General features: G+C 73.9%; 23 protein-coding genes and 1 pseudogene. 18 read left to right on the top strand and 6 right to left on the bottom strand.

Features of this window, described 5'->3' with window-relative positions; all coding sequences use genetic code 11:
* The 13 genes from ABTY20_RS24390 to ABTY20_RS24330 all read left to right on the top strand — a co-directional run.
* Window positions 1-1,391: right-handed parallel beta-helix repeat-containing protein (locus ABTY20_RS24390; protein WP_351999170.1), on the top strand; the 1,391-nt coding region annotated here is incomplete at its 5' end.
* A gap of 1 nt (window position 1,392) precedes the next feature.
* Window positions 1,393-2,643 (top strand): O-antigen ligase domain-containing protein, encoded by a 1,251-nt coding sequence (locus ABTY20_RS24385; protein WP_351999169.1) that lies wholly within the window; start codon window positions 1,393-1,395, stop codon window positions 2,641-2,643.
* 2 nt (window positions 2,644-2,645) lie between these two features.
* Window positions 2,646-3,887 carry a glycosyltransferase gene (locus ABTY20_RS24380; RefSeq protein WP_351999168.1) on the top strand — a complete coding sequence of 414 codons (1,242 nt, stop codon included), beginning with the start codon at window positions 2,646-2,648 and terminating at the stop codon, window positions 3,885-3,887.
* Window positions 3,884-5,119 carry a class I SAM-dependent methyltransferase gene (locus ABTY20_RS24375; RefSeq protein WP_351999167.1) on the top strand — a complete coding sequence of 412 codons (1,236 nt, stop codon included), beginning with the start codon at window positions 3,884-3,886 and terminating at the stop codon, window positions 5,117-5,119. The genes ABTY20_RS24380 and ABTY20_RS24375 overlap by 4 nt, the downstream gene beginning before the upstream one ends.
* The gene (locus ABTY20_RS24370) at window positions 5,116-5,916 is read left to right on the top strand and encodes a glycosyltransferase family protein (protein WP_351999166.1); all 801 of its coding nucleotides are present in this window, start codon (window positions 5,116-5,118) and stop codon (window positions 5,914-5,916) included. Before ABTY20_RS24375 ends, ABTY20_RS24370 begins: the two co-directional genes overlap by 4 nt.
* Entirely contained in the window at window positions 5,913-6,560 is a 648-nt protein-coding gene (locus ABTY20_RS24365; RefSeq protein WP_351999165.1) for a PIG-L deacetylase family protein, read from the top strand. Before ABTY20_RS24370 ends, ABTY20_RS24365 begins: the two co-directional genes overlap by 4 nt.
* Window positions 6,561-6,563: 3 nt before the next feature.
* On the top strand, window positions 6,564-7,589 hold the full coding sequence (locus ABTY20_RS24360) for an NAD-dependent epimerase/dehydratase family protein (protein ID WP_351999164.1): 1,026 nt from the start codon (window positions 6,564-6,566) through the stop codon (window positions 7,587-7,589).
* Entirely contained in the window at window positions 7,577-8,860 is a 1,284-nt protein-coding gene (locus ABTY20_RS24355; protein ID WP_351999163.1) for a DUF4910 domain-containing protein, read from the top strand. The genes ABTY20_RS24360 and ABTY20_RS24355 overlap by 13 nt, the downstream gene beginning before the upstream one ends.
* Window positions 8,857-10,152: an MATE family efflux transporter gene (locus ABTY20_RS24350; protein WP_351999162.1), complete on the top strand. Its 1,296-nt coding sequence runs from the start codon at window positions 8,857-8,859 to the stop codon at window positions 10,150-10,152. The genes ABTY20_RS24355 and ABTY20_RS24350 overlap by 4 nt, the downstream gene beginning before the upstream one ends.
* Window positions 10,149-11,096 (top strand): glycosyltransferase family 2 protein, encoded by a 948-nt coding sequence (locus ABTY20_RS24345; RefSeq protein WP_351999161.1) that lies wholly within the window; start codon window positions 10,149-10,151, stop codon window positions 11,094-11,096. The genes ABTY20_RS24350 and ABTY20_RS24345 overlap by 4 nt, the downstream gene beginning before the upstream one ends.
* Complete coding sequence (locus ABTY20_RS24340; protein WP_351999160.1) at window positions 11,093-12,301, top strand: polysaccharide pyruvyl transferase family protein; 1,209 nt, start codon at window positions 11,093-11,095, stop codon at window positions 12,299-12,301. The genes ABTY20_RS24345 and ABTY20_RS24340 overlap by 4 nt, the downstream gene beginning before the upstream one ends.
* Complete coding sequence (rfbC, locus tag ABTY20_RS24335) at window positions 12,298-12,858, top strand: dTDP-4-dehydrorhamnose 3,5-epimerase (RefSeq protein ID WP_351999159.1); 561 nt, start codon at window positions 12,298-12,300, stop codon at window positions 12,856-12,858. The genes ABTY20_RS24340 and rfbC overlap by 4 nt, the downstream gene beginning before the upstream one ends.
* Entirely contained in the window at window positions 12,855-14,189 is a 1,335-nt protein-coding gene (locus ABTY20_RS24330; protein ID WP_351999158.1) for a glutamate-1-semialdehyde 2,1-aminomutase, read from the top strand. The genes rfbC and ABTY20_RS24330 overlap by 4 nt, the downstream gene beginning before the upstream one ends.
* A gap of 12 nt (window positions 14,190-14,201) precedes the next feature.
* Here ABTY20_RS24330 and ABTY20_RS24325 read toward each other — a convergent pair whose 3' ends face one another.
* The 3 genes from ABTY20_RS24325 to ABTY20_RS24315 form a co-directional block, all read right to left on the bottom strand.
* Complete coding sequence (locus ABTY20_RS24325) at window positions 14,202-14,900, bottom strand: phosphatase PAP2 family protein (RefSeq protein ID WP_351999157.1); 699 nt, start codon at window positions 14,898-14,900, stop codon at window positions 14,202-14,204.
* 132 nt (window positions 14,901-15,032) lie between these two features.
* The gene (locus tag ABTY20_RS24320) at window positions 15,033-16,070 is read right to left on the bottom strand and encodes a HEAT repeat domain-containing protein (RefSeq protein ID WP_351999156.1); all 1,038 of its coding nucleotides are present in this window, start codon (window positions 16,068-16,070) and stop codon (window positions 15,033-15,035) included.
* Window positions 16,064-16,723 carry a HEAT repeat domain-containing protein gene (locus ABTY20_RS24315; protein WP_351999155.1) on the bottom strand — a complete coding sequence of 220 codons (660 nt, stop codon included), beginning with the start codon at window positions 16,721-16,723 and terminating at the stop codon, window positions 16,064-16,066. Before ABTY20_RS24315 ends, ABTY20_RS24320 begins: the two co-directional genes overlap by 7 nt.
* Before the next feature lie 120 nt (window positions 16,724-16,843).
* On the opposite strand from ABTY20_RS24315, the gene ABTY20_RS24310 reads away from it, so the two are divergent.
* The 3 genes from ABTY20_RS24310 to ABTY20_RS24300 all read left to right on the top strand — a co-directional run bounded on the left by ABTY20_RS24310 (window position 16,844) and on the right by ABTY20_RS24300 (window position 21,466).
* On the top strand, window positions 16,844-17,188 hold the full coding sequence (locus ABTY20_RS24310; RefSeq protein ID WP_502991877.1) for an FCD domain-containing protein: 345 nt from the start codon (window positions 16,844-16,846) through the stop codon (window positions 17,186-17,188).
* A gap of 152 nt (window positions 17,189-17,340) precedes the next feature.
* On the top strand, window positions 17,341-19,185 hold the full coding sequence (locus ABTY20_RS24305) for a thiamine pyrophosphate-requiring protein (protein ID WP_351999154.1): 1,845 nt from the start codon (window positions 17,341-17,343) through the stop codon (window positions 19,183-19,185).
* Window positions 19,186-20,044: 859 nt separating this feature from the next.
* Window positions 20,045-21,466 (top strand): endo-1,4-beta-xylanase, encoded by a 1,422-nt coding sequence (locus ABTY20_RS24300; protein ID WP_351999153.1) that lies wholly within the window; start codon window positions 20,045-20,047, stop codon window positions 21,464-21,466.
* Between the two features lie 354 nt (window positions 21,467-21,820).
* Here ABTY20_RS24300 and ABTY20_RS35395 read toward each other — a convergent pair.
* A pseudogene (locus ABTY20_RS35395) lies at window positions 21,821-21,901 on the bottom strand (hypothetical protein); the annotation flags it as partial.
* A gap of 54 nt (window positions 21,902-21,955) precedes the next feature.
* Here ABTY20_RS35395 and ABTY20_RS24295 point away from each other — a divergent pair.
* Together ABTY20_RS24295 and ABTY20_RS24290 are read left to right on the top strand one after the other, a co-directional pair.
* Window positions 21,956-22,192 (top strand): hypothetical protein, encoded by a 237-nt coding sequence (locus ABTY20_RS24295; RefSeq protein ID WP_351999152.1) that lies wholly within the window; start codon window positions 21,956-21,958, stop codon window positions 22,190-22,192.
* Window positions 22,193-22,304: 112 nt separating this feature from the next.
* The gene (locus ABTY20_RS24290) at window positions 22,305-22,883 is read left to right on the top strand and encodes a GNAT family N-acetyltransferase (RefSeq protein ID WP_351999151.1); all 579 of its coding nucleotides are present in this window, start codon (window positions 22,305-22,307) and stop codon (window positions 22,881-22,883) included.
* A 78-nt stretch (window positions 22,884-22,961) separates the two neighbouring features.
* Here ABTY20_RS24290 and ABTY20_RS24285 read toward each other — a convergent pair whose 3' ends face one another.
* Both ABTY20_RS24285 and xynA read right to left on the bottom strand, forming a co-directional pair.
* The gene (locus tag ABTY20_RS24285; RefSeq protein WP_351999150.1) at window positions 22,962-23,348 is read right to left on the bottom strand and encodes a nuclear transport factor 2 family protein; all 387 of its coding nucleotides are present in this window, start codon (window positions 23,346-23,348) and stop codon (window positions 22,962-22,964) included.
* 175 nt (window positions 23,349-23,523) lie between these two features.
* Window positions 23,524-24,249, bottom strand: a complete 726-nt coding sequence (gene xynA, locus ABTY20_RS24280; RefSeq protein WP_351999149.1) for an endo-1,4-beta-xylanase XynA — start codon at window positions 24,247-24,249, stop codon at window positions 23,524-23,526.
* Window positions 24,250-24,290: the final 41 nt, after the last annotated feature.

Raw genomic sequence — 24,290 nt, 5'->3', positions numbered from 1 at the left:
CTGCTGGTCACCAAGCTCCCCGAGGTCAAGGTGAGGGACCGGCAGACCGGCGAGGTGGCCGTGGACCCGGTCACCAACGACCGGCTCATGGTCCTACCAGGAGCCACCCCCCGCGCACCACGTTCTGGCTCCGCCCCGGCACGCACCGGCTCGCTCCCGACCGCTACGCCCAGGTCGTCCCCAAGGAGGGGAACAGCTACCTCGGCGCGCCGGGCGCGGTCCTCGACGGCCGGAGGACCAACCAGTACGCGTTCGGCGGCACCGCCCGCGACGTCACCCTCCGCCACCTGACCGTGCGGGGGTTCGTCGCGCCGCACGACGAGGGCGTGGTCAACCACGACTCGGCCGACGGGTGGACGATCGAGCACGCGACGATCCGGGACAACTCCGGCGCCGGGCTGATGGCCGGCGCCCGCCAGCGGGTCCGCGCCACCTGCCTGCGCGACAACGGCCAGTACGGCATGAACGCCTACAAGGACGACGGCCCCCTCCACGACCTGGTGATCGAGGGCAACGAGATCACGGGCAACAACACCGACGACTGGGAGCGGCGGCGGCCGGGCTGCGGCTGCACCGGAGGCGTCAAGTTCTGGGCCGTCGACGGCGCCGACGTACGCGGCAACTGGGTGCACGACAACCGCGGAACCGGCCTGTGGGCGGACACCAACAACAACGACTTCCGCATCGAGGGCAACGTGCTGGAGGCCAACGACGGCGCCGCCCTGATCTACGAGACCAGCTACAACGCGGTCATCCGGAAGAACACGATCCGGCGGAACAACTGGGTCGAGGGCCGCACGTACGCCGACCGCGGCGACACCTTCCCGTTCGCGACGGTCTACCTGTCCGAGTCCGGCGGCGAACCACGGGTCCCGGCCCGCACGGACAAGATCGAGATCTACCGGAACGTGCTGGAGGACAACTGGTCCGGGATCACCCTGTGGGAGAACGCCGACCGGTTCTGCAACAGCCCGGCCAACACCTCCTCCGGTGACTGCACGCTGCTGGTGGAGGACACCGACCGCTGTGCCCCGCCGGCGATCGCCACCGCGCCGCTCTACGCCGACTGCAGGTGGCGGACCCAGCGGGTGGACATCCACGGCAACCGCTTCGCGCTGGACAAGTCCGTCGTCGACTGCACGGCGAAGTGCGACCGCATGGCGGTGCTGGCCAACTACGGCACCTACCCGGACTGGTCGCCGTACCAGGGCGAGCGGGTGGCCGAGGCGATCACCCTGAGGCAGCACAACCGCTGGCACGACAACGTCTACGTCGGCCCCTGGCAGTTCGTCGTCCACGACCCGAGCCGGGTGCTCGACCCCGGGCAGTGGCGGGGCGCGCCGTACCGGCAGGACGCGGACAGCACCTTCCTCGCACGGGACGGTGGTTGAGATGCGCGCGGACCGCACGCCGAGGACCGTCGGGACGGTCTGGGGACTGCTCGTCCTCAACACCCTCGGCTCCGCCGGGGCGGAGACCGTCGTCCCGCTCCCCCGCTCCCTCATCCAGATGGTCACCATGGGCGCGCTGGCGGCCGCGTTCACGCTGGCGCTCGCGGTCAACCTCCGGCTGCGCGTCCGGCCGAGCGCCTACCTGTTCCTGCTCACCCTGCTGCTGGTGCCGAGCGTGATCTCCAGCGCGGACCCGGAGTCCGGGTTCGGGGCGCTGTTCCGCTGCGCCCGGCTGGCCCTCTTCATCGGCACGCTGTGGCTGCTCAGCCGCTGGTGGGACGGCGGCACGACGTTCGTCCGGCACCACATCCGGATGTACTTCGCGGTCCTCGTGTCGGTGGCCGCCGGCGCGGTGGTCTCGCCGGGCGCCGCCTTCCCCGATCTCTACGGCGGCCGTCTGGTCGGCGCGTTGTGGCCGCTCACCCCGCCGCAGATCGGGCAGTACGCCGCGGTGATCACCGGGCTCACCGTGCTGCTCGTCCTGGGCCGCCGGACCGACCGGCGCAGCGCGGCGCTGGTCGTGGTGCCGGCGCTCGTCCTGCTCGCGCTGACCCACACCCGGACGGCCACCCTCGGACTGCTCGTCGGGCTGGCGCTGGCGATCGGTTCGCTCGTCCTGACCAGCGCCGCCGCCCGCCGGTTCTTCGGCTGGACGGTGCTGTGCGCCGCCGTGGTCGCGGTGGGGTTCAGCTCCGCGCTGCAGGCGTGGTTCCTGCGCGGGCAGAGCCAGGAGAACTTCACCAGCCTCACCGGCCGGGCCAAGGTCTGGGACGCCCTGCTGGCGGCGGACCGGACGACCACGGAGCACCTGTTCGGCGCTGGTCTGGGCGACAAGTCGTTCGGCGGGCTGCCCATAGACAACAGCTGGCTGGCCGTCTACCAGGAGCAGGGCGTGACCGGCGTCACCCTGGTGGCGGCGTTCGTCGTCGTGCTGGGCGGTGTCGCGCTGCTGCGGCCGCCGTCGCTGTCGAGGGCCTGCGCGCTCTTCCTGATCGGCTACTGCGCGCTGGCGTCGTACACCGAGGCCGGGCTGGGCGACGCCTCGCCGTACCTGCTGCACCTGGCCGTGGCCGCCTCGCTGCTCGCGGCGCCCGCCGCGGCCGCCGCCCCCGCGGCGCCCTCGGTGCCCTCGGTGCCCGAACCGCCCCGCCGGCGCGTCCCGGCGTGGGCCCGCAGACCGGAGGTGACCTGAGCATGCACGTCCTCGTGGTGCACAACTACTACGCCTCGGCGCAGCCGAGCGGGGAGAACAAGGTGGTCGACCAGGAGGTGGCGCTGCTGCGCGGGGCCGGCCACCGGGTCGGGGTGTTCGAGCGGCGCAGCGACGACATCGCCGCCAGGTCCCTGCCGGGCAAGGCGGCGCTGCCGCTCCTCGTGCCGTGGAACCCGGCGGTCCGCAGGGAGCTGGCCGCCCGGCTCCGCGCCGACCGGCCGGACGTGGTGCACGTCCACAACGTCTTCCCGCTGCTGTCGCCGGCGGTGCTGGCCGCCTGCGCCGACGCCGGGGTGCCCGCCGTCGCCACGCTGCACAACTACACCCAGGTGTGCCCGCCCGGCACGCTGCAGCGGGACGGCCGGCCGTGCACCGAGTGCGTGGGGTCCGCGCCGCTGCCCGCCGTCCGGCACGGCTGCTACCGGAACTCCCGGCTGGCGACGGTGCCGCTCGCGGTCAGCCTGTCGGTCAACCGGCGGCGCTGGTGGTCCGGGGTGGAGCGGTTCCTGTGCATCTCCGCGGCGCAGCGCGACGTCCTGGTGGGGGCCGGCCTGCCGGCCGGGCGGCTGGCGGTGAAGCACAACTTCGTGCCCGACCCGGGCGTCCGCCGGGAGGGCGCCGGCGAGCACCTGCTCTACCTCGGCCGGCTCGCCGAGGCCAAGGGCGTACGGCTGCTCATGACCGCGTGGGACGAGATCGCCGCCGGCGGCGGTGCGGGCGTGCCGCTGGTGATCGCCGGCACGGGACCGCTGGAGCCGGAGGTGGCCGCCTGGGCGGCGGGCCGGGACGACGTGCGGTACGTCGGCCTGTACGACACCGGGGAGTGCCGGCGGGCCGTCGCCCGGGCGGTCGCCGTGGTGGCCCCCTCGACGTGGCTGGAGGCGTTCGGCCTGGTGGTCGTGGAGGCGATGGCGGCGGGGGTCCCGGCCGTCGCCGCCGGTCACGGCGCCTTCACCGAACTCGTCGAGGACGGGGTGACCGGGCTGCTGCACCGGCCGGGCGATCCCGCCTCGCTGGCGTCCTGCCTACGCCGGATCACGGCCGGGGAGGACCGCAACCGGGAGATGGGCCGGGCCGCCCGGCGCCGCTACGAACAGGGCTTCAGCCCGGCCGTCGGTCTGGAGCGCCTGCTGGAGGAGTACCGCACCGCGATCGCGGGTCGGTCAGCACTGGCCCGCGGCGGGGACACCCGCGCGGGCAGGGGGGATGGGGACAGTAGATGACACATTGCCGACTCTGCGGCTCGGAAGCGATGGCGAGCGTCGTCGACCTCGGGGCGACGCCACCGTGCGAGAGCTTCCTCGCCGCGGACCAACTGGACAGGCCGGAGCCGACGTACCCGCTGCACCTGCGGGTCTGCACCGACTGCTGGCTCGCACAGCTCCCGCCGCTGATCACGCCGGAGGACACGTTCAGCGAGTACGCGTACTTCTCCTCCTACTCGACCTCCTGGGTGGAGCACGCGCGCGCGTTCGTCGACGGCGCCGCGACGCGGCTGGGCCTCGGCCCCGACTCCTTCGTGGTCGAGGTCGCCAGCAACGACGGCTACCTGCTGCGGCACGTGGTGGAGCAGGGGATCCGCTGCCTCGGCATCGAGCCGTCGGTGAACGTCGGCGCCGCGGCGCGCGAGGCGGGGGTGCCCACGCTCACGGCGTTCCTGGACCCGGACACCGGCGCCGGCGTCCGGGCCGAACACGGCCCGGCGGACCTGGTCGTGGCCAACAACGTGTACGCGCACATCCCCGACGTCGTCGGGTTCACCCGGGGCCTGCGCGCCCTGGTCGCCGACGACGGCTGGGTCTCCGTCGAGGTGCAGCACCTGCTGACCCTGATCGAGGAGAACCAGTACGACACGATCTACCACGAGCACTTCCAGTACTACACGGTCGCCTCCGCCGCCCGGGCGCTGGCCAGTGGCGGGCTCACGCTGGTGGACGTCGAGCTGCTGCCCACGCACGGCGGCTCCATCCGGCTGTGGGCCCGGCCGGCCGGGGCGGCCGGCGAGCCGAGCGGCCGGGTGGCCGAGGTGCTGGACCGGGAGAAGGCCGCCGGGCTGCAGGAGCTGACCGGGTACGCCGAGTTCTCCGCCCGGGTGGCCAAGGTGCGCCGGGACCTGCTGCGGTTCCTCGTCGACGCGGCCGAGCGCGGTGAGACGGTCGTCGGCTACGGCGCCCCGGGCAAGGGCAACACCCTGCTCAACCACTGCGGCGTCCGGCCCGACCTGCTGCCGTACACGGTCGACCGCAACCCCTACAAGCACGGCAGGTTCACCCCGGGCACCCGCATCCCGGTCCTGCCGCCCGAACGGATAGCCGCCGACCGGCCGGACTACGTCCTCGTCCTCCCGTGGAACCTGCGGAAGGAGCTGGTCGAGCAGCTGTCCTTCGTGCACGAGTGGGGCGGCCGGCTGGTCTTCCCCATCCCGGAACTGAGCATTGTCGAGGTCGCGCGATGAAGGTCGTACTGTTCTGCGGCGGTTACGGGATGCGGATGCGCAGCGGAGCCGCGGACGACGTGCCCAAGCCGATGGCGATGGTCGGGCCCAGGCCGCTGATCTGGCACGTCATGCGCTACTACGCGCACTTCGGGCACACCGAGTTCATCCTGTGCCTCGGGTACGGGGCCCACCACATCAAGGACTTCTTCCTCAACTACGAGGAGACGACGTCCAACGACTTCGTGCTGCGGGGCGGGCGGACGGAGCTGCTGTCCACCGACATCTCGGACTGGACGATCACGTTCGCGCAGACCGGCATCGAGTCGCCGATCGGGGAGCGGCTGCGCCGGGTGCGGCACCACCTGGACGGCGACGAGATGTTCCTCGCCAACTACGCCGACGTGCTCACCGACGCGCCGCTGCCGGAGATGATCGACCGGTTCGCCCGGCGCGACGCCGGCGCGTCGATGATGGTGGTGCCGCCGCAGTCGTCGTTCCACTGCGTGGAGCTGGGCGAGGACGGTCTGGTGGGCGGCATCACCGCGGTGAGCGAACTGCCGCTGTGGGAGAACGGCGGCTACTTCGTGCTCCGCCAGGAGGTCTTCGACCACATCCCGGAGAACGGGGACCTGGTCGCCGACGGATGCGCGGGACTGGCCAAGCAGGGGCGGGCGATGGCCTACCGGCACCGCGGCTTCTGGAAGCCGACCGACACCGTGAAGGAGCGGGCCGCGCTCGACGCCGCCTACGCCCGGGGCGACCGCCCGTGGGCCGTGTGGGAACGGGACGGCGCGGGCGCCGGGGTGCGGGCGTGATCCGGCTCGGGGCCGGGCGCCTGGACCGGATCGTCGCGGTGGGCGCGCACTGCGACGACATCGCCATCGGCGCCGGCGGCACCCTGCTGACGCTGTGCCGGGCGCGGCCGGGCCTGCGCGTCGACGCGCTGGTGCTCTCCGGTGGCGGCGGCGAGCGGGAGCAGGAGGAGCGGGCCGCGCTCGCCGCCTTCTGCCCGGGCGCCGACCTGCGGCCGACCGTGCTCAAACTGCCGGACGGCCGGATGCCGGCGCACTGGGAGGAGGCCAAGGCCGCGGTCGAGGAGCTGCGCGGGCGGACCGATCCCGACCTCGTGCTGGCCCCGCGCACCGAGGACGCGCACCAGGACCACCGCGGCCTGGCGAAGCTGATGTCCACCGCGTTCCGCGACCACCTCGTGCTCGGCTACGAGATCGTCAAGTGGGACGGCGACCTCGGCCGCATGACGGCGTACCAGCCGCTGTCGCCGGACACCGCCGAACGGAAGGTGCGGCTGCTGCAGGAGCACTATCCCTCGCAGCGGCACCGGCCCTGGTACGACCGGGAGGCCTTCCTCGGTCTGGCACGCATCCGCGGCATCGAGTGCCACGCCCGCTACGCCGAGGCGTTCGCCGTCACCAAACTCACTCTCGACCTGGGGGAATGAACTGTGCGCGTACTGCTGACCGGACACCAGGGCTACCTGGGCACCGTGATGGCACCCGTCCTCGCGGCCGCCGGACACGAGGTGGTCGGCCTGGACTCCGGCCTGTTCGCCGACTGCGTCCTCGGCCCGGCGCCCGCGGACCCGGCGGGGCACCGGGTGGACCTGCGCGACGTCACGGCCGAGCACGTGGCCGGGGTGGACGCCGTGATCCACCTGGCCGCGCTCTCCAACGACCCGCTGGGGTCGCTGGCGCCGGAGCTCACCTACGACATCAACCACCACGCGTCGGTACGGCTGGCCCGGCTGGCCCGCGACGCGGGGGTCCGGCGCTTCCTGTACGCGTCGACCTGCTCGGTCTACGGGGCCGCCGGCGGCGACGAACTGGTGGGCGAGGACGCCCCGCTGCGCCCGGTGACGCCGTACGCGGAGTCCAAGGTGCGGGTCGAGGACGACCTGCACGCGCTGGCCGACGACGACTTCAGCCCGGTGTACCTGCGCAACGCCACCGCCTTCGGCTTCTCGCCCCGGCTGCGCGCCGACATCGTGCTGAACAACCTGGTGGGCCACGCGCTGCTGACCGGCGAGGTGCTCGTGCTCTCCGACGGCACCCCCTGGCGCCCGCTGGTGCACGCCGCCGACATCGCCCAGGCCTTCACCGCGGCGCTGACCGCGCCGCGCGAGGCGGTGCACGACCGGGCGTTCAACATCGGCAGCGAGGTCAACAACGTCACGGTCGCCGAGATCGCCGGGCAGGTCGCCGAGGCGGTGGCCGGCTCGGAGGTGGTGATCACCGGGGAGACCGGCGCCGATCCGCGGTCCTACCGGGTGGACTTCTCCCGGTTCCGCGCCGCGGTGCCCGGCTTCGACTGCGCGTGGACGGTGAAGCGGGGCGCGCTCGAACTGGCCGACTCCTACCGGGAACACGGGCTGACCCGGGAGGACTTCGAGCGGCGCTTCACCCGCCTCGCCGTGCTGCGCGCGAAGTCCGGCGCGGGGTCCGTCGACGGCACCCTGCGGTGGCGCCGGTGACCGAGGTCGGCGAGGAGATGCACGCGCTGGTGGAGCGGTTGTACCCGCTGTGCCGGAGCATCACCGGCGACGGGGTGCGCGCCACCCTGGAGATCGTCGGCGAGTACGTCCCGCTCGAGGTGCACGAGGTGCCGACCGGGACGCAGGTGCTCGACTGGACGGTGCCGCAGGAGTGGAACATCCGGGACGCGTACGTCGCCGACGCCTCCGGCCGCCGGGTCGTCGACTTCCGTGCGTCCAGCCTGCACGTGCTCGGCTACAGCGTGCCGGTGGCGGCGACCATGCCGCTGGCCGAGCTGCGCGAGCACCTGTACACCCTGCCGGAGCACCCGGGCTGGGTGCCGTACCGCACCAGCTACTACGAGCCGAAGTGGGGGTTCTGCCTGGCGCAGGAGACCCTGGACGCGCTGCCGGACGGCGAGTACGAGGTGCGCATCGACTCCACGCTCGCCGACGGCCACCTCACCTACGCCGAGCACGTGGTCCCCGGGCGGGTGTCCGACGAGGTGCTCGTCTCCTGCCACGTCTGCCACCCGTCGCTGGCCAACGACAACCTGGCCGGCGTCGCGGTGGCGGTCTTCCTGGCCCGGGCGCTGGCGGAGCGGCAGCCGCACCACACCTACCGGTTCGTCTTCGCCCCCGGCACCATCGGGGCGATCACCTGGCTGGCCCGCAACCGGGAGCGGGTGGAGCGGGTCAGGCACGGCCTGGTGCTGGCCTGCGCCGGCGACCCGGGCGACCTGACGTACAAGCGGAGCAGGCGCGGCGACGCGGAGATCGACCGGGTGCTGCGGCACGTGCTGGCCGCCTCCGGACGCCCGCACCGCATCCTCGAGTTCACGCCGTACGGCTACGACGAGCGGCAGTACTGCTCGCCCGGGTTCGATCTCGGCGTGGGCTCGCTCAGCCGGACCCCGTACGCCGGTTACCCCGAGTATCACACCTCGGCGGACAACCCGGACTTCGTCTCCCCCAAGGCGATGGCGGACACGCTCGCCGTCTGCCGCGAGGCGTTCGCCGTCCTGGACCGCAACCGGCGCTACGTCAACCTCAGCCCGTACGGCGAACCGCAGCTCGGCCGGCGCGGGCTGTACGACTCGCTGGGCGGGCGCAGCGACGCCAAGCAGGCGCAGATGGCCATGCTCTGGGTGCTCAGCCTCTCCGACGGCGAGCACAGTCTGCTGGACGTCGCCGAGCGCTCCGGCCTGCCGTTCGACACCGTCGCCGCCGCGGCCGACGCCCTGCACGGCGCCGGGCTGATCAAGGCATGACGCCCGTGACCACCGAGGGGGAGACAACGACACCGGCCGGGTCCGCCCGGCGGGGCGTCCTCGGGCGGCTGTCCTGGGGGCTGGCCGACCAGGCGGCCTCCAGCATGAGCAACTTCGTGGTGGGCGTCTACGTGGCCCGCTCGCTGGGGGTGACCGCGTTCGGCGTGTTCGGCCTCGCCTGGGTGACCTACGGCGTGGTGCTCAACGTCTCCCGCGGACTGGCCACCGACCCGCTCGTGGTGCGCTTCAGCGGGGTGCCGGAGGCGTCCTGGCGCGAGGCGGTGGCCCGGTCGTCGGGTACCGCGCTCGGCGTCGGCGCCGTCATCGGCGCGGTGTCCGTGGGGGCCGGTCTCGCCCTCGGCGGCCGGGTGGGGACGGCGTTCGCCTGTCTCGGCGTCGTCCTGCCGGGGCTGCTGCTGCAGGACGTGTGGCGGTTCGCGTTCTTCGCCGCCGGCACCGGGCGGAAGGCGTTCGTCAACGACGTCGTGTGGGGCGTCGCGCTCGTCCCGGCCATGGCGGCGGCGGCCCGCGTGGGCAGTGTGTCCGCCTATCTGCTCGCCTGGGGCGGGTCCGCCGCGGTGGCCGCGGCGTACGGCTGCCTCCAGTCCGGCATCCGGCCCCGCCCGTCCGGAGCGCGCGCGTGGGTGCGCGAGCACCGCGACCTCGGCTACCGGTACCTGGTCGAGAACGTCAGCAACAGCGGCGCGAGCCAGCTGCGGGCGTACGGGCTCGGCGTGATCGTCGGGGTCGGCGCGGTGGGCGTGATCCGGGGGGCCGAGCTGCTGCTCGGCCCGTTCCTCGCGCTGTTGATGGGGCTGTCGCTGGTCACCGTCGCGGAGGCGGCGCGGGTGCTGCGGCGGGCCCCGCACCGGCTCGGCGGGTTCTGCCTCCTGCTCGGCGGCGGACAGGCCGTCGCCGCCCTGCTGTGGGGCGGGGCCCTGCTGCTGGTGCCGGACCGGCTCGGCGAAGCCGTGCTCGGCGGCGTCTGGGCCGCCGCCGCCGAGCTCGTCGTGCCCGTCACGCTCGGCGTCGCGGGCGCCGGCCTCGGCACCGGCGCGGCGGCAGGGCTGCGCGCGCTCGGCGCGGCCCGGCGCAGCCTGCGCAGCCAGCTGATCGCCTCCGCCTGTTACGTCACCGGCGGGCTCGGCGGGGCGGCCGTGGCCGGCACGGCCGGCTCGGCCTGGGGCGTCGCCGCCGCGACCGTCTGCAGCTCGGCCGTGTGGTGGCTGCAGCTGCGCTCCGCCCTGCGCGAGCACCACCAGGACACCATCCGTGAAGTGAGGACGTCATGACCGCGCACCCCCGGCTGAGCATCGGCCTGCCCGTGTACAACGGCGAGGAGTACCTGGCCGAGTCCTTCGACGCCCTGCTGGGCCAGACCTACGAGGACTTCGAGCTGGTCGTCTCCGACAACGCCTCCACGGACGGGACCCGGGACATCTGCCGGAAGTACGCCGCGCGGGACTCCCGCATCCGCTACATCCGGCTGCCCCGGAACATCGGCGCCGCGCCGAACCACAACTACGTGTTCACCGAGTGCCGCGGCGAGCTGTTCAAGTGGGCCTCGCACGACGACCTGTACGCCCGGGACCTGCTGCGGCGCTGCGTCCAGGCGCTGGACGAACGGCCCGACGTGATCCTCGCCCACGCCGACCAGGCGGTGATCGACGCCGACGGCCGGGTGAAGGTCCCCTACCCGTACGGGCTCGCCACCGCCTCGCCGCACGCGCCGGAGCGCTTCCGCAGCCTGCTGTTCGAGCCCGGCGGCGACGACTTCTACGGGGTGATGCGGGCCGACGTGCTGCGCCGGGTGAAGCCGCACGACAGCTACCACCACGCGGACCGCACGTTCGTCGCCGAGATCACCCTGCACGGGCCCTTCCACCAGGTGCCGGAGCTGCTGTACTTCCGCCGCGACCACCCCACCCGCGCCGAGCGGGCCAACCCGTCCAAGCGCTCCCGGTGCGTCAACCTGGACCCGCGCCGGGCCGGCCCGCTGCACCCGACGCCCCGGCTGCTCGCCGAGTACGTCTGGGGCTTCGTCTCTGCGATCCGGCGGGCGCCGCTGTCCCCGGCCGACCGGCGCGCGTGCTACCGCCACCTGGCCGCGTGGATGGCCAGCCGGGTCCGGCCGGGCGCCGGCGAGCGGGTCGAGGACCGCGCCCCGGTCGACCCGGACCGGCTCACCGTCTCCGTCGACGCCCTCGTCGCGGGCCGTGAGGGGAGGCGGGCGTGACCGCCCCCCGCGTCGGGGTGTTCGGCCTGCTCGGTTCCGGCAACCTCGGCAACGACGGGTCGCTGGAGGCGGTGCTCGGGTACCTGCGCGCCGCGCACCCGGAGGCGTCCGTGGACGCGCTGTGCGGCGGGCCCGAGGCCGTGACGGCCCGGTACGGGATCCCCGCGACGCGGCTGCACTGGTACCGCGGGGAGTACCGGACCGCGTCGCGGGCGGGCGCGATCGCGGGGAAGGGACTGGGCAAACTCGTCGACGCCGTCCGCACCGCCGCCTGGGTGCGCCGGCACGACGTGGTGATCGTGCCGGGCATGGGCGTCCTGGAGGCCACGCTGCCGCTGCGGCCGTGGGGTTTCCCGTATGCGCTGTTCCTGCTCTGCGCGAGCGGCAGGCTGCTCGGCACCAGGGTGGCGCTGGTCGGCGTCGGCGCCGCCCCGATCGGCAGCCGGCCGACCCGGGCCCTGGTGCGCTGGTCGGCGCGGCTGGCGGCCCACCGGTCGTACCGGGACGCCCTGTCCCGCGACGCGATGCGGGCGATGGGCGTGGACACCACGCGCGACGAGGTCCACCCCGACCTGGCGTTCGCCCTGCCGGCGCCGCCCGCGCGCACCTCCCCCGGCCTGGTCTGCGTCGGCGTCATGGACTTCCACGGCGGCGACGACGACCGCGACCGGGCCGAGGAGATCCACCGGCGCTACCTCGACGGGGTGACCCGCTTCGTGCGCGCGCTGGCCGAGGAGGGCAGACCGGTCCGGCTGCTCACCGGCGACGCCTGCGACGCCCCGGTGGTCGAGGCGGTCCTCGACGCGGTGGGCTCGCCGCTGGTCACCGCCGCCGAAGCCACCTCGCTGGCCGACCTGATGAGGGAGACGGCGGCGGCCGAGGCCGTGGTGGCGACCCGGTACCACAACCTGGTCTGCGCGCTGAGGACCGGCACCCCGACGCTCGCGCTCAGTTACGCGGCGAAGAGCGACGCGCTGATGGCCCGGATGGGCCTGGACGCGTACTGCCACCCGGCCCGCGAGGTCAACGCCGACCGGCTCCTCGAACAGTTCGGGGCGCTGGAGGAGCGGTCCGCCGAGCTGCGGCGGACCCTGACCGAGCGCAACCGCCTCACCACCGGGCAACTCGACCGCCAGTTCACCGCGTTGACGGCGGCCCTGTTCCCGGCAACCGACCGCACCCACGCCGTACGGGAGACACCTTGAGGGCGACCGAAGTCCCGGCGATCGCCGGCGCGTACCTGTTCGAACCGACGCCGCACACCGACGAACGCGGCTTCTTCTGCCGCACCTTCGACGCCGACGTGGTCCGCTCGGTGGGCCTGGACCCGGACGCCTTCGTCCAGGACAGCCTCTCCCGCTCGGTCCGGGGCGTGCTGCGCGGCCTGCACCTGCGCTCCGGCGCCGGCGAGGCCAAGCTGGTGCGGTGCTCGTACGGGAGGATCTTCGACGTCGTCGTGGACCTGCGGCCCGGCTCGCCGACCTACCTGGGCCGGGCCTCCTTCGAACTGTCCGGCGAGACGCAGGCGACCCTCTACGTCCCGGCGGGGTGCGCGCACGGCTTCCAGGCACTGACGGAGACCGCCGACACCTCGTACCGGATCGACCGGCCGCACGACCCGGCCGAGGACGTGACGATTCGCTTCGACGACCCGGAGCTCGCCATCGACTGGCCGCTGCCGGTCGCATCGATGTCCCCACGGGACCGGGAGGCGCCGAGCCTCGCCGAGGTCCTGAAGCACCTGGAGATGAGGCCCGCGTGACCACCGAAGACCCCGGAGAGTTCCGTCTGCCCCGGTCCCGGGAGGCGAACGAACGGCTGCACGCCCTGGTCCCCGGGGGCGCGCACACCTACGCCAAGGGCGACGACCAGTACCCCGAGGACCTGGCGCCGGTCATCAGCCACGGCCGCGGCGCCCACGTGTGGGACGTCGACGGCAACCGCTACGTCGAGTACGGCTCCGGCCTGCGCTCGGTCAGCCTCGGCCACGCCCACCCGCGCGTGACCGAGGCGGTGCGGCGGGAAGTGGACCGCGGCGGCAACTTCGTCCGGCCGTCCCTCGTCGAGGTCGAGGCGGCGGAACGCTTCCTGGCCACGGTGCCGACCGCCGAGATGGTGAAGTTCGCGAAGAACGGCTCCGACGCCACCACCGCCGCGGTGCGCCTGGCCCGCGCCGCCACCGGGCGCCCGCGGGTGGCCCTCTGCGCCGACCACCCGTTCTTCTCCGTCGACGACTGGTTCATCGGCACCACGCCGATGTCGGCCGGCGTCCCGGCGGCGACCACCGGCCTCACCGTGACGTTCCCCTACGGGGACCTGGCCGCCACGGAGGAACTGCTCACCCGGTACGCGGGCGAGGTCGCCTGTCTGGTCCTCGAACCCGCCACCCACACCGAGCCGCCGCCCGGTTACCTGGCCGGCCTGCGCGCGCTGGCCGACCGGCACGGCTGCGTCCTGGTCTTCGACGAGATGATCACCGGCTTCCGCTGGTCCGAGGCGGGCGCCCAGGGCCTGTACGGCGTCGTCCCCGACCTCTCCACCTTCGGCAAGGCGCTGGGCAACGGATTCGCCGTCTCCGCGCTGGCCGGGCGCCGCGAGCTGATGGAGCGGGGCGGGCTGCGCCACTCCGGCGAGCGGGTGTTCCTGCTGTCCACCACGCACGGTGCGGAGACCCACGCCCTGGCGGCCGCGATGGCCGTGCAGACCACCTACGCCGAGGAGGGGGTCACCGCGCGGCTGCACGCCCTCGGCGAGAAGCTGGCCGCCGGTGTCCGCGAGGCCGCGGCCGCCATGGGCGTCGGCGACCACGTGGTGGTCCGGGGCCGGGCCAGCAACCTGGTCTTCGCCACCCTCGACGGGAACGGGCGGCCGTCGCAGGAGTACCGCACGCTGTTCCTGCGCCGGCTCCTCGAGGGCGGGGTGCTGGCCCCGTCGTTCGTGGTGAGCAGCGCGCTCGACGACGCCGACATCGAGCACACCGTCGACGTGGTGGCCCAGGCGTGCGCGGTGTACCGCAAGGCGCTGGACGCCGGTGACCCCACCCCCTGGCTGGGCGGGCGCCCGGTGAAGCCGGTCTTCCGCCGCCTGGCGTGACCCGGCGCGACGTCAGGGACGCCTCCCCCGGCCGGCGTCGGCCGCCCGGTCGACCAGCCAGGCGGCCGACGGTGTCACCGCCAGCGCGGTGCACCAGCCGCCGAGGACGTCGGTCGGGTAGTGCGCGCCCAGGACGACCTGCGCCCACCCCATGGCGGCGCCGGCGACCAGTGCCGCGGCGAGCACGAGTGACGTGCCGGCCGTCCTGCCGAGGCCGAGCCGGCCCGTCGCGAGCAGCGCCCCCGTCAGGGCGAGCGCGGTGAGGAAGGCGGTGTGCCCGCTCGGGTAGGCCAGGTTGTGGTCGCCGTGGATGGTCCGTCCCACCAGCGGCTTGAGCAGCGTCGTCACCCCCACGGCCAGCGCGGCGCCGGTCACCAGGAGCACCGCCGCGCGAGGCCGCCGGGCCAGCAGACAGCCCGCCACGGCGGCCCCGACCAGCAGCGCCGCTCCCACCGGCTCCCCCAGGAAGTCCGTGGCCAGGGCGACGTGCCGCCACGGCGGGCCCAGCCCGTCCGCCCACGCCCCGATCCGTGCGTCCACCCCGCCGGGCTCGCTGTCGCCGGCGTGCACGCCCCCGAGCACGACGACCACCAGCGCGGCGAGGCCGGCGATCGGTCCGAGCCGTCCGCGCAACGCCGGCGGCAGCACCGCGCGTGTCGTCCGGCCGGTCGTACGCCCGTCGCGGGCGGGCCGGGTCAGGTTCTCCCCCATGGGTCCATCATCACCGCCGCGCCCGGCGGCCGCCCCGTCCTCCGGGCAATTCACCCGCGCCGGCGGTGGCCTTCCGGCGAACGCGGGCCCGCGCCCGGAGCCGGCCGCGGGCCCTCCCCCGGCCGCGGGTCCTCAGGAATCCCCGTCTCCCCGGTCCTCGGGGGACCGCTCGTCGAGGACCGTGACGAAGACCGAGGCGACGAGGGCGACGGCGGGGTCGTCGTCGCGGGCCAGCCGGCGCAGGACCTCCCGCACGGTGCTCCCCGGCAGTTCGACCAGCGCCTGGGCCAGACGTATCCGCGTCGCGGAGTCCGCGGTGGGCGCGGCCAGTTCGCCGGCCAGCGCGCTCATGATCCGGTCGGCGCACCCGGGGTCCCGGGACAGCGCCCCCAAGGCCTCCGCCGCCTCGACGTCGCGGGAACCCTCGACCACCATGCCGACGAGCGTCGGCACGGCCGCGGTCACGCCACGCCGGCCCAGGGCCAGAGCGGCGTGCCGGCGCACCGTCGCGTCCGGGTCCTCCAGGGCGTCGGTGAGCACCTCGGCCGCACCCGGGGCCTCGGGCATGCCGGCGATCGCCGACACCGCGCGCCGCCGGACGTCCACGTCCCGCGCGCGCGTGCCGTCGGCCAGTGCCGCCACGCCGTCGCCGTCCGACCGGGCGAGCGCCCAGCGCAGGGCGCCGGCGACGTGCGGGTCGGACTCGGTCAGGACCGCCCCGGCCAGCAGTTCGGCGGGAACCGGCGCGCTCCCCTGCCGGGCCAGGACGGCCTGCTGCCGGTGCGCGGCGCTGGTCGAGCCGAGCCCCTGCATGAGGGCGACGATGCGCAGGACGTCCTGCCAGTCGGCGGGCGCCGACGCCTCGACGGCGCGGAGCCGCTCGAGCAGTTCCTGCTCCCGCTCCAGGCGGTCCTCCGTCCACCGGATGAGGTCGCCGACCAGGGCGGACGGTGTGAAGGCCGGGTCCTCCAGCGCGTGTCCGATCTGCTTGAGCGAGAGCCCGAGGGACCGCAGGCTCTCCACGTGGAAGATCCTGCGGACGTCCTCGGCGGAGTACTCGCGGTAACCGCCGACGGTGCGGCCGGTCGGCCGCACCAGCCCGAGGGCGTCGTAGTGCCGGAGCATCCGGGTGCTCACCCCCGAGCGGCGGGCCACCTCACCGATCAGCACTCCGCGGCTCCCGGCGGGGCCGCGGCGGCGGCCCGTTCCGGGCCGAGCGCGACGATCCGCTTCGCCTCCTCGACGGCCGCGTCGAAACCGGTCTCCGGATCCCGCCGGAGCAGCCCGGTGGCACGGGCGTGCGTGGCCACCGCCGGGTCGGGACTCGTGGCGGCCCGCTCCAGGGCGGGCCCGGCCGCGTCGCCGAGCTCGACGAGGGCCCGGCTCAGACTCAGCCGCACCGTGCGGTCGCCGCGGCCGAGCTGCGTGACGAGCTCGTCGGCCACGTCCCTCCTCCCGTCCTCGGGCACGAGGGCGACCGCGGCCCGCCATGCGGTCCGCGCGACCTCGTCGTCGGCGTCGCGCAGCAGGTCGCGCGTGATCCAGTCCCACGTGCTCCGGTCACCGACCTTGGAGAGCGTGTGCAGCGCCTGGCTGCGGGCCTGAGCCCGCTCGGAGGCGAGTTCCCGGCGGATCCGGGGCAGGGTGGTCCCCGGCGGGAGACGGGTCAGCGCCCAGGACAGCATGTCGCGCACGAAGAAGTCCGGCTCGACCGCGCACCGTTCGACGAGCGTCTCCAGGAGGCCGGGGTCGGGCGTGGAGCCGGCCGCCAGGGCGGCCTGGAGCCGGACCGACGGGTCGCCGGCGCTCAGGGCGTCGGCCACGCGGGCGTTCTGCGGGGTTCCGCTTGTCGGGTTGATGGGAACCACCTCCTGCGTCCAGGGGACACCCTGTCACCGTGTCAAGGTCAAGCCCGCGAGCGGCAGGCCGTTCGCCGCCGGCTCGTGCGGGGCCGAACGGTCGGCTCCGGGGCGCGGTCCGGGTCCGCTCCGCGTCCGCGGGCCGCCGGGAACGCCGCGTTCGTCGAGGCCGGCATCGCGCTGCACGCGGCCGTGGTCGCCGCGGCGCACAATCCCGTGCTGACCGGCCTGTTCACCCGGTTCGTACCGGTCCTGGAGGAACGGCTCCTCGACCTGGTCGAGTTGCTCGACCCGCGCTCCGACGACCCGCACCACGGCGAGGAGGGCCACGCCGCCCTCCTGACCGCGGTGGTGGGGGGCGCCGGGGCCGCCGGGGGCGCGCCGCGCGAGGAGCTGGAGCGGACGCTCGCCCTGCTGCGCTCCCTGTGACCCCGCCACCGGCCCGGACGTCCGCGCGTCCGGGCCGGGCCCCGCGGGCGACGTTTCCCGCGCACCCGCGCGGTTACCCAGGCAGTGTCGTGCCCCACGCGTCCCGACGCCGGGGACGGCCGTTCACCAGTGGGATCGGGAAGGGAGCCCGTATGGCCGGCACCAAGGTGTCCGACTACGTCCTCCAGCGGCTGCGCGAGTGGGACGTCGACCACGTCTTCGCCTACGCGGGTGACGGCATCAACGGGCTGCTGGCCGCCTGGGGACGCGCGGACAACGAGCCGAAGTTCGTCCAGGCCCGGCACGAGGAGATGTCCGCCTTCCAGGCCGTCGGGTACGCCAAGTTCTCCGGCAAGGTGGGTGTCTGTGCCGCCACCTCGGGTCCCGGCGCGATCCACCTGCTGAACGGGCTCTACGACGCCAAGCTCGACCACGTGCCGGTCGTGGCGCTGGTCGGGCAGACCAACCGCAGCGCCATGGGCGGCTCCTACCAGCAGGAAGTGGACCTGGCCGGCCTGTACAAGGACGTCGCCTCGGACTTCTGCGAGACGGCCATGGTGCCCGAGCAGCTGCCGAACCTGATCGACCGGGCGTTGCGCACCGCGTACGCCAGGCGCACCGTCACCGCGGTGATCCTCCCCGCCGACGTGCAGGAGCTGGACTACAGCCCGCCCACCCACGCCTTCAAGATGGTGCCCTCCAGCCTGGGACTGGGACGGTACGCGCCGGTCCCGGCCGACGAGGAGGTCCAGCGGGCCGCCGACGTGCTGAACGCCGGCGAGAAGGTGGCCGTGCTGATCGGGCAGGGGGCCCGCGGCGCCCGCGAGGAGGTCGAACGGCTGGCGGACGTGCTCGGCGCCGGCGTGGCCAAGGCCCTGCTCGGCAAGGACGCCCTGCCCGACGACCTGCCCTACGTCACCGGTTCCATCGGGCTGCTGGGCACCCGCCCCTCCTACGAGCTGATGCGGGGGTGCGACACCCTGCTGACGATCGGCTCCAGCTTCCCCTACACGCAGTTCATGCCGGAGCTGGACCAGGCGCGGGCCGTGCAGATCGACATCGACCCGCACATGATCGGCCTGCGCTACCCCAACGAGGTCAACCTCGTCGGCGACGCCCGCGAGACGCTGCGGCGGCTGCTGCCGCGCCTGCACCGCAAGACGGACCGGACCTGGCGGGAGGAGGTCGAGAAGAACGTCGCCCGCTGGTGGGAGGTCATGCAGCGGCGGGCCGCCGTCGGCGCCGATCCCGTCAACCCCGAGTACGTCGTGCACGCCCTGGACGGCAGGCTGCCCGACGACGCGATCCTCGCCGCCGACTCCGGCTCGGCCGCCAACTGGTACGCCCGCCACCTGCGGCTGCGCGGCCGGATGCGCGGCTCGCTGTCCGGCACCCTGGCGACGATGGGCCCCGGCGTGCCGTACGCCATCGGGGCGAAGTTCGCCCACCCCGACCGGCCCGCCATCGCCCTGGTCGGGGACGGCGCCATGCAGATGAACGGCATGATGGAGCTGGTCACCGCCGCGAAGTACTACAGCGAGTGGTCCGACCCGCGGCTGATCGTGGCCGTGCTGAACAACGGCGACCTCAACCAGGTCACCTGGGAGATGCGGGCCATGTCCGGCGCCCCCCAGTTCGAGGAGTCGCAAGCCCTCCCCGACCTGCCCTACGCCGACATCGCCCGGAGCATCGGCCTGGACGGCGGCCGGGTGGAGAAGCCCGAGCACGTCGAGTCCGCCTGGGACCGGGCCCTCGCCGCCGACCGGCCCTTCGTCATCGACTTCCGCACCGACCCGGCCGTCCCGCCCATCCCGCCGCACGCCTCGCTGGACCAGATCGAGGCCGCGGCCACCGCGATCCTCAAGGGGGACAGCGACCGCGGCTCCATGGTGAAGCAGGGCCTCAAGGCCAAGGTCCAGGAGATGCTGCCGGGCAGCCGGCACCGCGACGACCGGCCCGGCGCCGGCAAGCACGACAGCGCCGGGGGGAACGGGTGACCCGGGCGGCACCCCGTCAGGGCGTCGAGTCCCGTGAGCCGTCGTGGAGGCCGGAGGAGCCGGCGCGCGGGCTCCCTCGCCCGTCGCGATGACGGGGAGCCAGCGCAGGCCGTCGACATCTCTCGCACGCGTCGCCACCGACATCGAAACATTCGCGGAAATCCGCGCGTGAAGCGACGGATCGACGCCCGGGCCTCCGGCGCTCCGCCACCGCGCCGCCACCCCGCCCGCGGCCACGGGATCCACCCGGCCGACGCGACGCCACGGATCCCCCCATGCCCGGTTCCTCCCCCAAGAGGAGCCGGGCAGGAGGCGTCCGCGCGCCCGCTCCGGCTCCGGTCCCGCGCCCTCCGACGAGGACGGTGACGGGGGTTCACCGTGCGCCCCCGGGAGATCGAAAGTTTCGGATAGAGAACGGAAACTTTTTCTGCAGGGAGTATTGACGATGCATCGTCAATACCTCAATCATTCCTGTCTGGGAAACCGGCCTCCGGCCGATATCTCGAACTACATCGACCTGGGCAGTCCGTGCCGCACGGCAGATCCACCCACGACCGCACCACAGATCCACGTACGAAGCACCTGCGCCACCCCGTTTCGTTCCGGGGGTCCGCACCGTCGCATCCCGGCTCTCCCCGCAGGGGGAGGGGCGCACGATGCCGCGTGGCGGCCTCCCGGCTGAGCCGCGATGGAGTACCCCCGTGCCCGTGTCGACGATCGTCCCGTCCCGGGACCGCGGTGTCCGGTGATCCCGTGCCGCCCGGGCTCCGGCCCGCCCCGTCCGTCCGCCGAAGGGGCGCGGACGACGCGATCCCCCGCCCTTCAGTCCTTCCGTGATTCCTACCTTGGAGGCACATCCATGGGCTCTCGTGCCCTTCCCGGAGCCGCCGTCCGGCGAAAGCTCCGCGTTCTGCTGCCGACGCTGCTCGTCGGCGCCCTCGGCGCGACCGGCGCACTGGCCGCGCCGCCCGCCCAGGCCGCCGAGAGCACGCTCGGTGCCGCGGCGGCGCAGAGCGGCCGCTACTTCGGCGTCGCCATCGCCTCGGGCAAGCTGGGCGACTCGACCTACACGTCGATCGCGAACCGCGAGTTCAACTCGGTGACGGCCGAGAACGAGATGAAGATCGACGCCACCGAGCCGCAGCGGGGCCAGTTCAACTTCTCCGCCGCCGACCGCGTCTACAACTGGGCGGTGCAGAACGGCAAGCAGGTGCGCGGCCACACCCTGGCCTGGCACTCCCAGCAGCCCACCTGGATGCAGAACCTCAGCGGCAGCACACTGCGCCAGGCGATGATCAACCACATCAACGGCGTGATGGCCCACTACAAGGGCAAGATCGCCCAGTGGGACGTCGTGAACGAGGCCTTCGCCGACGGCAGTTCGGGAGCCCGCCGGGACTCCAACCTGCAGCGCACCGGCAACGACTGGATCGAGGTCGCCTTCCGCACCGCGCGCGCCGCCGACCCGGCCGCCAAGCTCTGCTACAACGACTACAACGTCGAGAACTGGACCTGGGCCAAGACCCAGGCCATGTACAACATGGTGCGGGACTTCAAGTCGCGCGGTGTGCCGATCGACTGCGTCGGCTTCCAGGCCCACTTCAACAGCGGCAGCCCCTACAACAGCAACTTCCGCACCACCCTGCAGAACTTCGCCGCTCTCGGCGTCGACGTGGCCGTCACCGAACTCGACATCCAGGGCGCCTCGTCCACGACCTACGCCAACGTGGTCAACGACTGCCTGGCCGTCTCCCGCTGCCTCGGCGTCACCGTCTGGGGCGTGCGCGACAGCGACTCCTGGCGCTCGGGGGACACGCCGCTGCTGTTCAACAACGACGGCAGCAAGAAGCCCGCGTACACCGCCGTCCTCAACGCGCTCAACGGCGGCTCCACCACCCCGCCCGGGGACGGCAACACGCTCAAGGGCGTCGCCTCGGGCCGCTGCGTGGACGTGCCCGGCAGCAGCACCACCGACGGCACCCAGGTCCAGCTGTGGGACTGTCACAACGGCACCAACCAGCAGTGGACGCTCACCGACGCCGGTGAGCTGAGGGTCTACGGCAACAAGTGCCTGGACGCCGCCGGCACCGGCAACGGCACCAAGGTCCAGATCTACAGCTGCTGGGGCGGCGACAACCAGAAGTGGCGCCTCAACTCCGACGGATCCGTCGTCGGCGTCCAGTCCGGCCTCTGCCTGGACGCCGCCGGCACCGGCAACGGCGCCCAGGTCCAGCTCTACTCCTGCTCGGGCAGCAGCAACCAGCGCTGGACCCGCGCCTGACGGGCCCGCCACCCGGAGAACACCGATGACCGCGAGGGTCGCCGCCGTCCCGGCGGCGGCCCTCGCCGTCGTCCCGGCCCGCCGTGGGCGAAGCCGGGTACGCGTGACGTGCCCTCCCGCAGGCCCTCCAGGAACTGCCGGTAGGCGTGGGCGACCGCGTAGGCCGGCGCGTCCGCCCGGGGGTCCGGTCGCGGGACGCGCACGTACGATTCCGGCACCGTCAGGGGAGCGAGCGCGGTGGACGTCCCGCGGCCGCCCTCCAGGGTGAGCGGACCGAGCTGCGGGTGGCCGGGCGGTGAGGACGAGGTCGCCCCCGGTGCCGTCGACCTCCCAGCGGAAGCCGGTTCCCCGGGACACGCCCCCGCGGTAGTGGAAGGAGACCACCGCTCCGCCCGGCAGCCGTCCCGAGGCCACCGCCTGGTCCGGGGCGGTCATCGGCACGGGCCGTCCGCTCTCGGTGGCCACGGCCGACGTACGCCGCGACGCCAGGTGGATCCGCAGGTCCTCGGGCTCACCCGGCTCTCCCACCAGCTCACCCGCGTGACCGGGCGTCAGCTCGTCACCCGCGAACGCGCCGGCGGCGGCGTCGTCACCCTCGCCGACACCGGCCGCCGGGCCGTCACCGCCGTGCACCCCGGCCTGGACGCCGCGGTGCGCCGCCACTTCACCGACAAGCTCTCCGCGCGGGAGATCGAGACGCCGAGCTCCGTCCTCCGCCGGCTGTAGCCGCCGCGGACCCGGCGCCCTCGACGCCTCCGTCCCGCAGGATCCCGCCGGGCCCCGGCGACGCGTCGACGCGGCACACGGCCATACTGGTCACACGGATGAGGAGGTCCTCGTGTTCTCACTGCCGCTGCGCGACGGCGCCCGCCTCGGCCCGCTGGAGGTCCGGCACGCCGAGGAGTTCGCCGCCCATCTCGACCGGGCGCGTGAACACATCCGCCCCTGGGTCGGGCCCTCCTTCGTCACCCACGACCTGGCCGGGGCGCGCGCCACACTCCGGCGGTACGCGGAACGCCAGGCGGCCGACGGCGCCCGCCTCTACGGCATCCGGCGGGACGGTGTGCTGGTCGGCGGCGTGATGTTCACCGCCTTCGACACCACCTCCGGCTCGTGCGAGGTCGGCTGCTGGCTCGAACCGTCCGCGGAGGGCCACGGACTGGTCACCCGGGCGTGCCGCGCACTGCTGGACTGGGCCTTCACCTCCCGGGGCCTGCACCGGGCCGAGTGGCGCTGCCGGGCCGACAACGCCCGCAGCGCGGCGGTGGCCGAGCGGCTCGGCATGACGCTCGAGGGTGTCCTGCGCGAGGCGTGGCCCTTCGAGGGCAGGCGCTACGACGAGCAGCTCTGGGCGGTCCTCGCCTCCGAGTGGCACACCACCCGTGAACGCGCGGGAGGTGAAGGGGCGCTCCGCTGAGAGCTCTCCCGCGGCCCCGGGGACACCGGGCGCTGCGTCGTTCCCACGCGGGTGACGCCGAGCGGCCGGCGCCCGCGGTCACGCGCCGTCGGGCGGGACGGGCGTGGCCTGGTGGTAGTACATCCGCCAGGTCGCGTCCGCCCCCTGCTTGCGCCAGAGCGAACTGCGGCGTACCCGGTCCCCGTCCAGCGTGGTCTCGTAGGTGAGGTGTACCAGCCCGGGAGCCAGCAGGACACCGGTGAACCGTGAGGGCTCGTAGCGCGGACCGCTTTCCGCCGCACCGTCCATCCCGGGCATCGCGGCGAGTATCTCGTCATACGTCCACCGCCGCCCCGAAGCGCCGACCTCCACGAAGTCCGGGTCCAGCAGCTGCCGGGCGAGCGAGCGTGACGCGCGCACCTCGGGGTCCATGAGGCGCAGCTCGCCCGCGATCGCTTCCCCCACCCCGTCCGTCTCCTGGTTCATGCGGACATCTTCGCCGACGCGGTGCACGGCGTCCGGACCGGACCTCGCGGACCTGTCGGGCCCGCCGCGGCCCCGCCGAGGTCACAGCGGGCGCCGCGGCCCTCTGTCCGCGACGCCCCCGGCTGCGGGTCCCGTCACGAGGACGGAGCCCGCAGCCGGTCCCCCCGGACAGAGGTCAGCCGCTGACCGTGATGGTCGAGCTCCCGCTGCTCTGGTAACCCTCGGTGGCCATGATCATGTAGTACCTGAACTGGCCCAGGTTCATGCCCGCGCGCGTCCAGGCGTCGAAGTGGTTGCCGGTGGTGATGGTGCCGGAGCCGCTGGTCACCTTCGACTGCCGGACGCTCCAGTACTGGTCGAAGGTGCGGGTGCCCTCGACGGAGGGGGCGTTGTACCGCGTCGTCCTGTAGATGTCGTACGTGCCGCCGTCGCTGTAGACGGTGCCCCTGTGCTGGCCGGTGGGCCGGAAGCTGCCCCAGTTGTCGACGATGTAGTACTCCACCAGCGGGTTCGAGGTCCAGCCGTAGAGGCAGCCGTAGCCGTTGCCCGACGGGTTGAAGTAGCCGGTGTAGCGGACCGTCCTGCGCCCGCCGGTGTTCCAGCCCTTGCCGGCGACGAAGTTGCCGCAGTTGGTCCACCGGGTGCTGTAACTGCCGCCGCCGTTGAGCGTCATGGAGACGGAGCCGCCGCCGTCGGTCCAGAACGAGTAGTACATGCCGTCGTAGCCGGTCTGGTTGGTGGTGATGGTGGTGGCGGCGTGGGCGGTGCCGGGCAGCAGCAGTCCGGACGCGGTGGCGAACGCGGCGGCGCCGGCACCGCCGAGGAAACCTCGCCGGCTCAGGCCGCCGAAGGAAGCGGGGTTCTGCTGGATCTGGTGCTGCTGCGTGCCGTCCTGCTGCATGCGTCCTCCCGATGAAGGCTGGTGGGGGGCGGGCGGCTGCT

Origin of the sequence: Streptomyces sp. NPDC126497 (genome assembly GCF_040302425.1) — a bacterium.
Classification (GTDB): Bacteria; Actinomycetota; Actinomycetes; order Streptomycetales; family Streptomycetaceae; genus Streptomyces.
The sequence above is the reverse complement of the archived record's forward strand: the minus strand, read 5'-3'. Positions and strand labels throughout refer to the sequence as shown.

Coding starts and splice junctions, on each gene's coding strand:
- ABTY20_RS24345 (WP_351999161.1), top strand. CDS start 10,149: ATGACCGCGCACCCCCGGCTGAGCATCGGCCTGCCCGTGTACAACGGC.
- ABTY20_RS24350 (WP_351999162.1), top strand. CDS start 8,857: ATGACGCCCGTGACCACCGAGGGGGAGACAACGACACCGGCCGGGTCC.
- xynA (WP_351999149.1), bottom strand. CDS start 24,249: ATGCAGCAGGACGGCACGCAGCAGCACCAGATCCAGCAGAACCCCGCT.
- ABTY20_RS24300 (WP_351999153.1), top strand. CDS start 20,045: ATGGGCTCTCGTGCCCTTCCCGGAGCCGCCGTCCGGCGAAAGCTCCGC.
- ABTY20_RS24375 (WP_351999167.1), top strand. CDS start 3,884: ATGACACATTGCCGACTCTGCGGCTCGGAAGCGATGGCGAGCGTCGTC.
- ABTY20_RS24285 (WP_351999150.1), bottom strand. CDS start 23,348: ATGAACCAGGAGACGGACGGGGTGGGGGAAGCGATCGCGGGCGAGCTG.
- ABTY20_RS24305 (WP_351999154.1), top strand. CDS start 17,341: ATGGCCGGCACCAAGGTGTCCGACTACGTCCTCCAGCGGCTGCGCGAG.
- ABTY20_RS24380 (WP_351999168.1), top strand. CDS start 2,646: ATGCACGTCCTCGTGGTGCACAACTACTACGCCTCGGCGCAGCCGAGC.
- ABTY20_RS24325 (WP_351999157.1), bottom strand. CDS start 14,900: ATGGGGGAGAACCTGACCCGGCCCGCCCGCGACGGGCGTACGACCGGC.
- ABTY20_RS24385 (WP_351999169.1), top strand. CDS start 1,393: ATGCGCGCGGACCGCACGCCGAGGACCGTCGGGACGGTCTGGGGACTG.
- ABTY20_RS24370 (WP_351999166.1), top strand. CDS start 5,116: ATGAAGGTCGTACTGTTCTGCGGCGGTTACGGGATGCGGATGCGCAGC.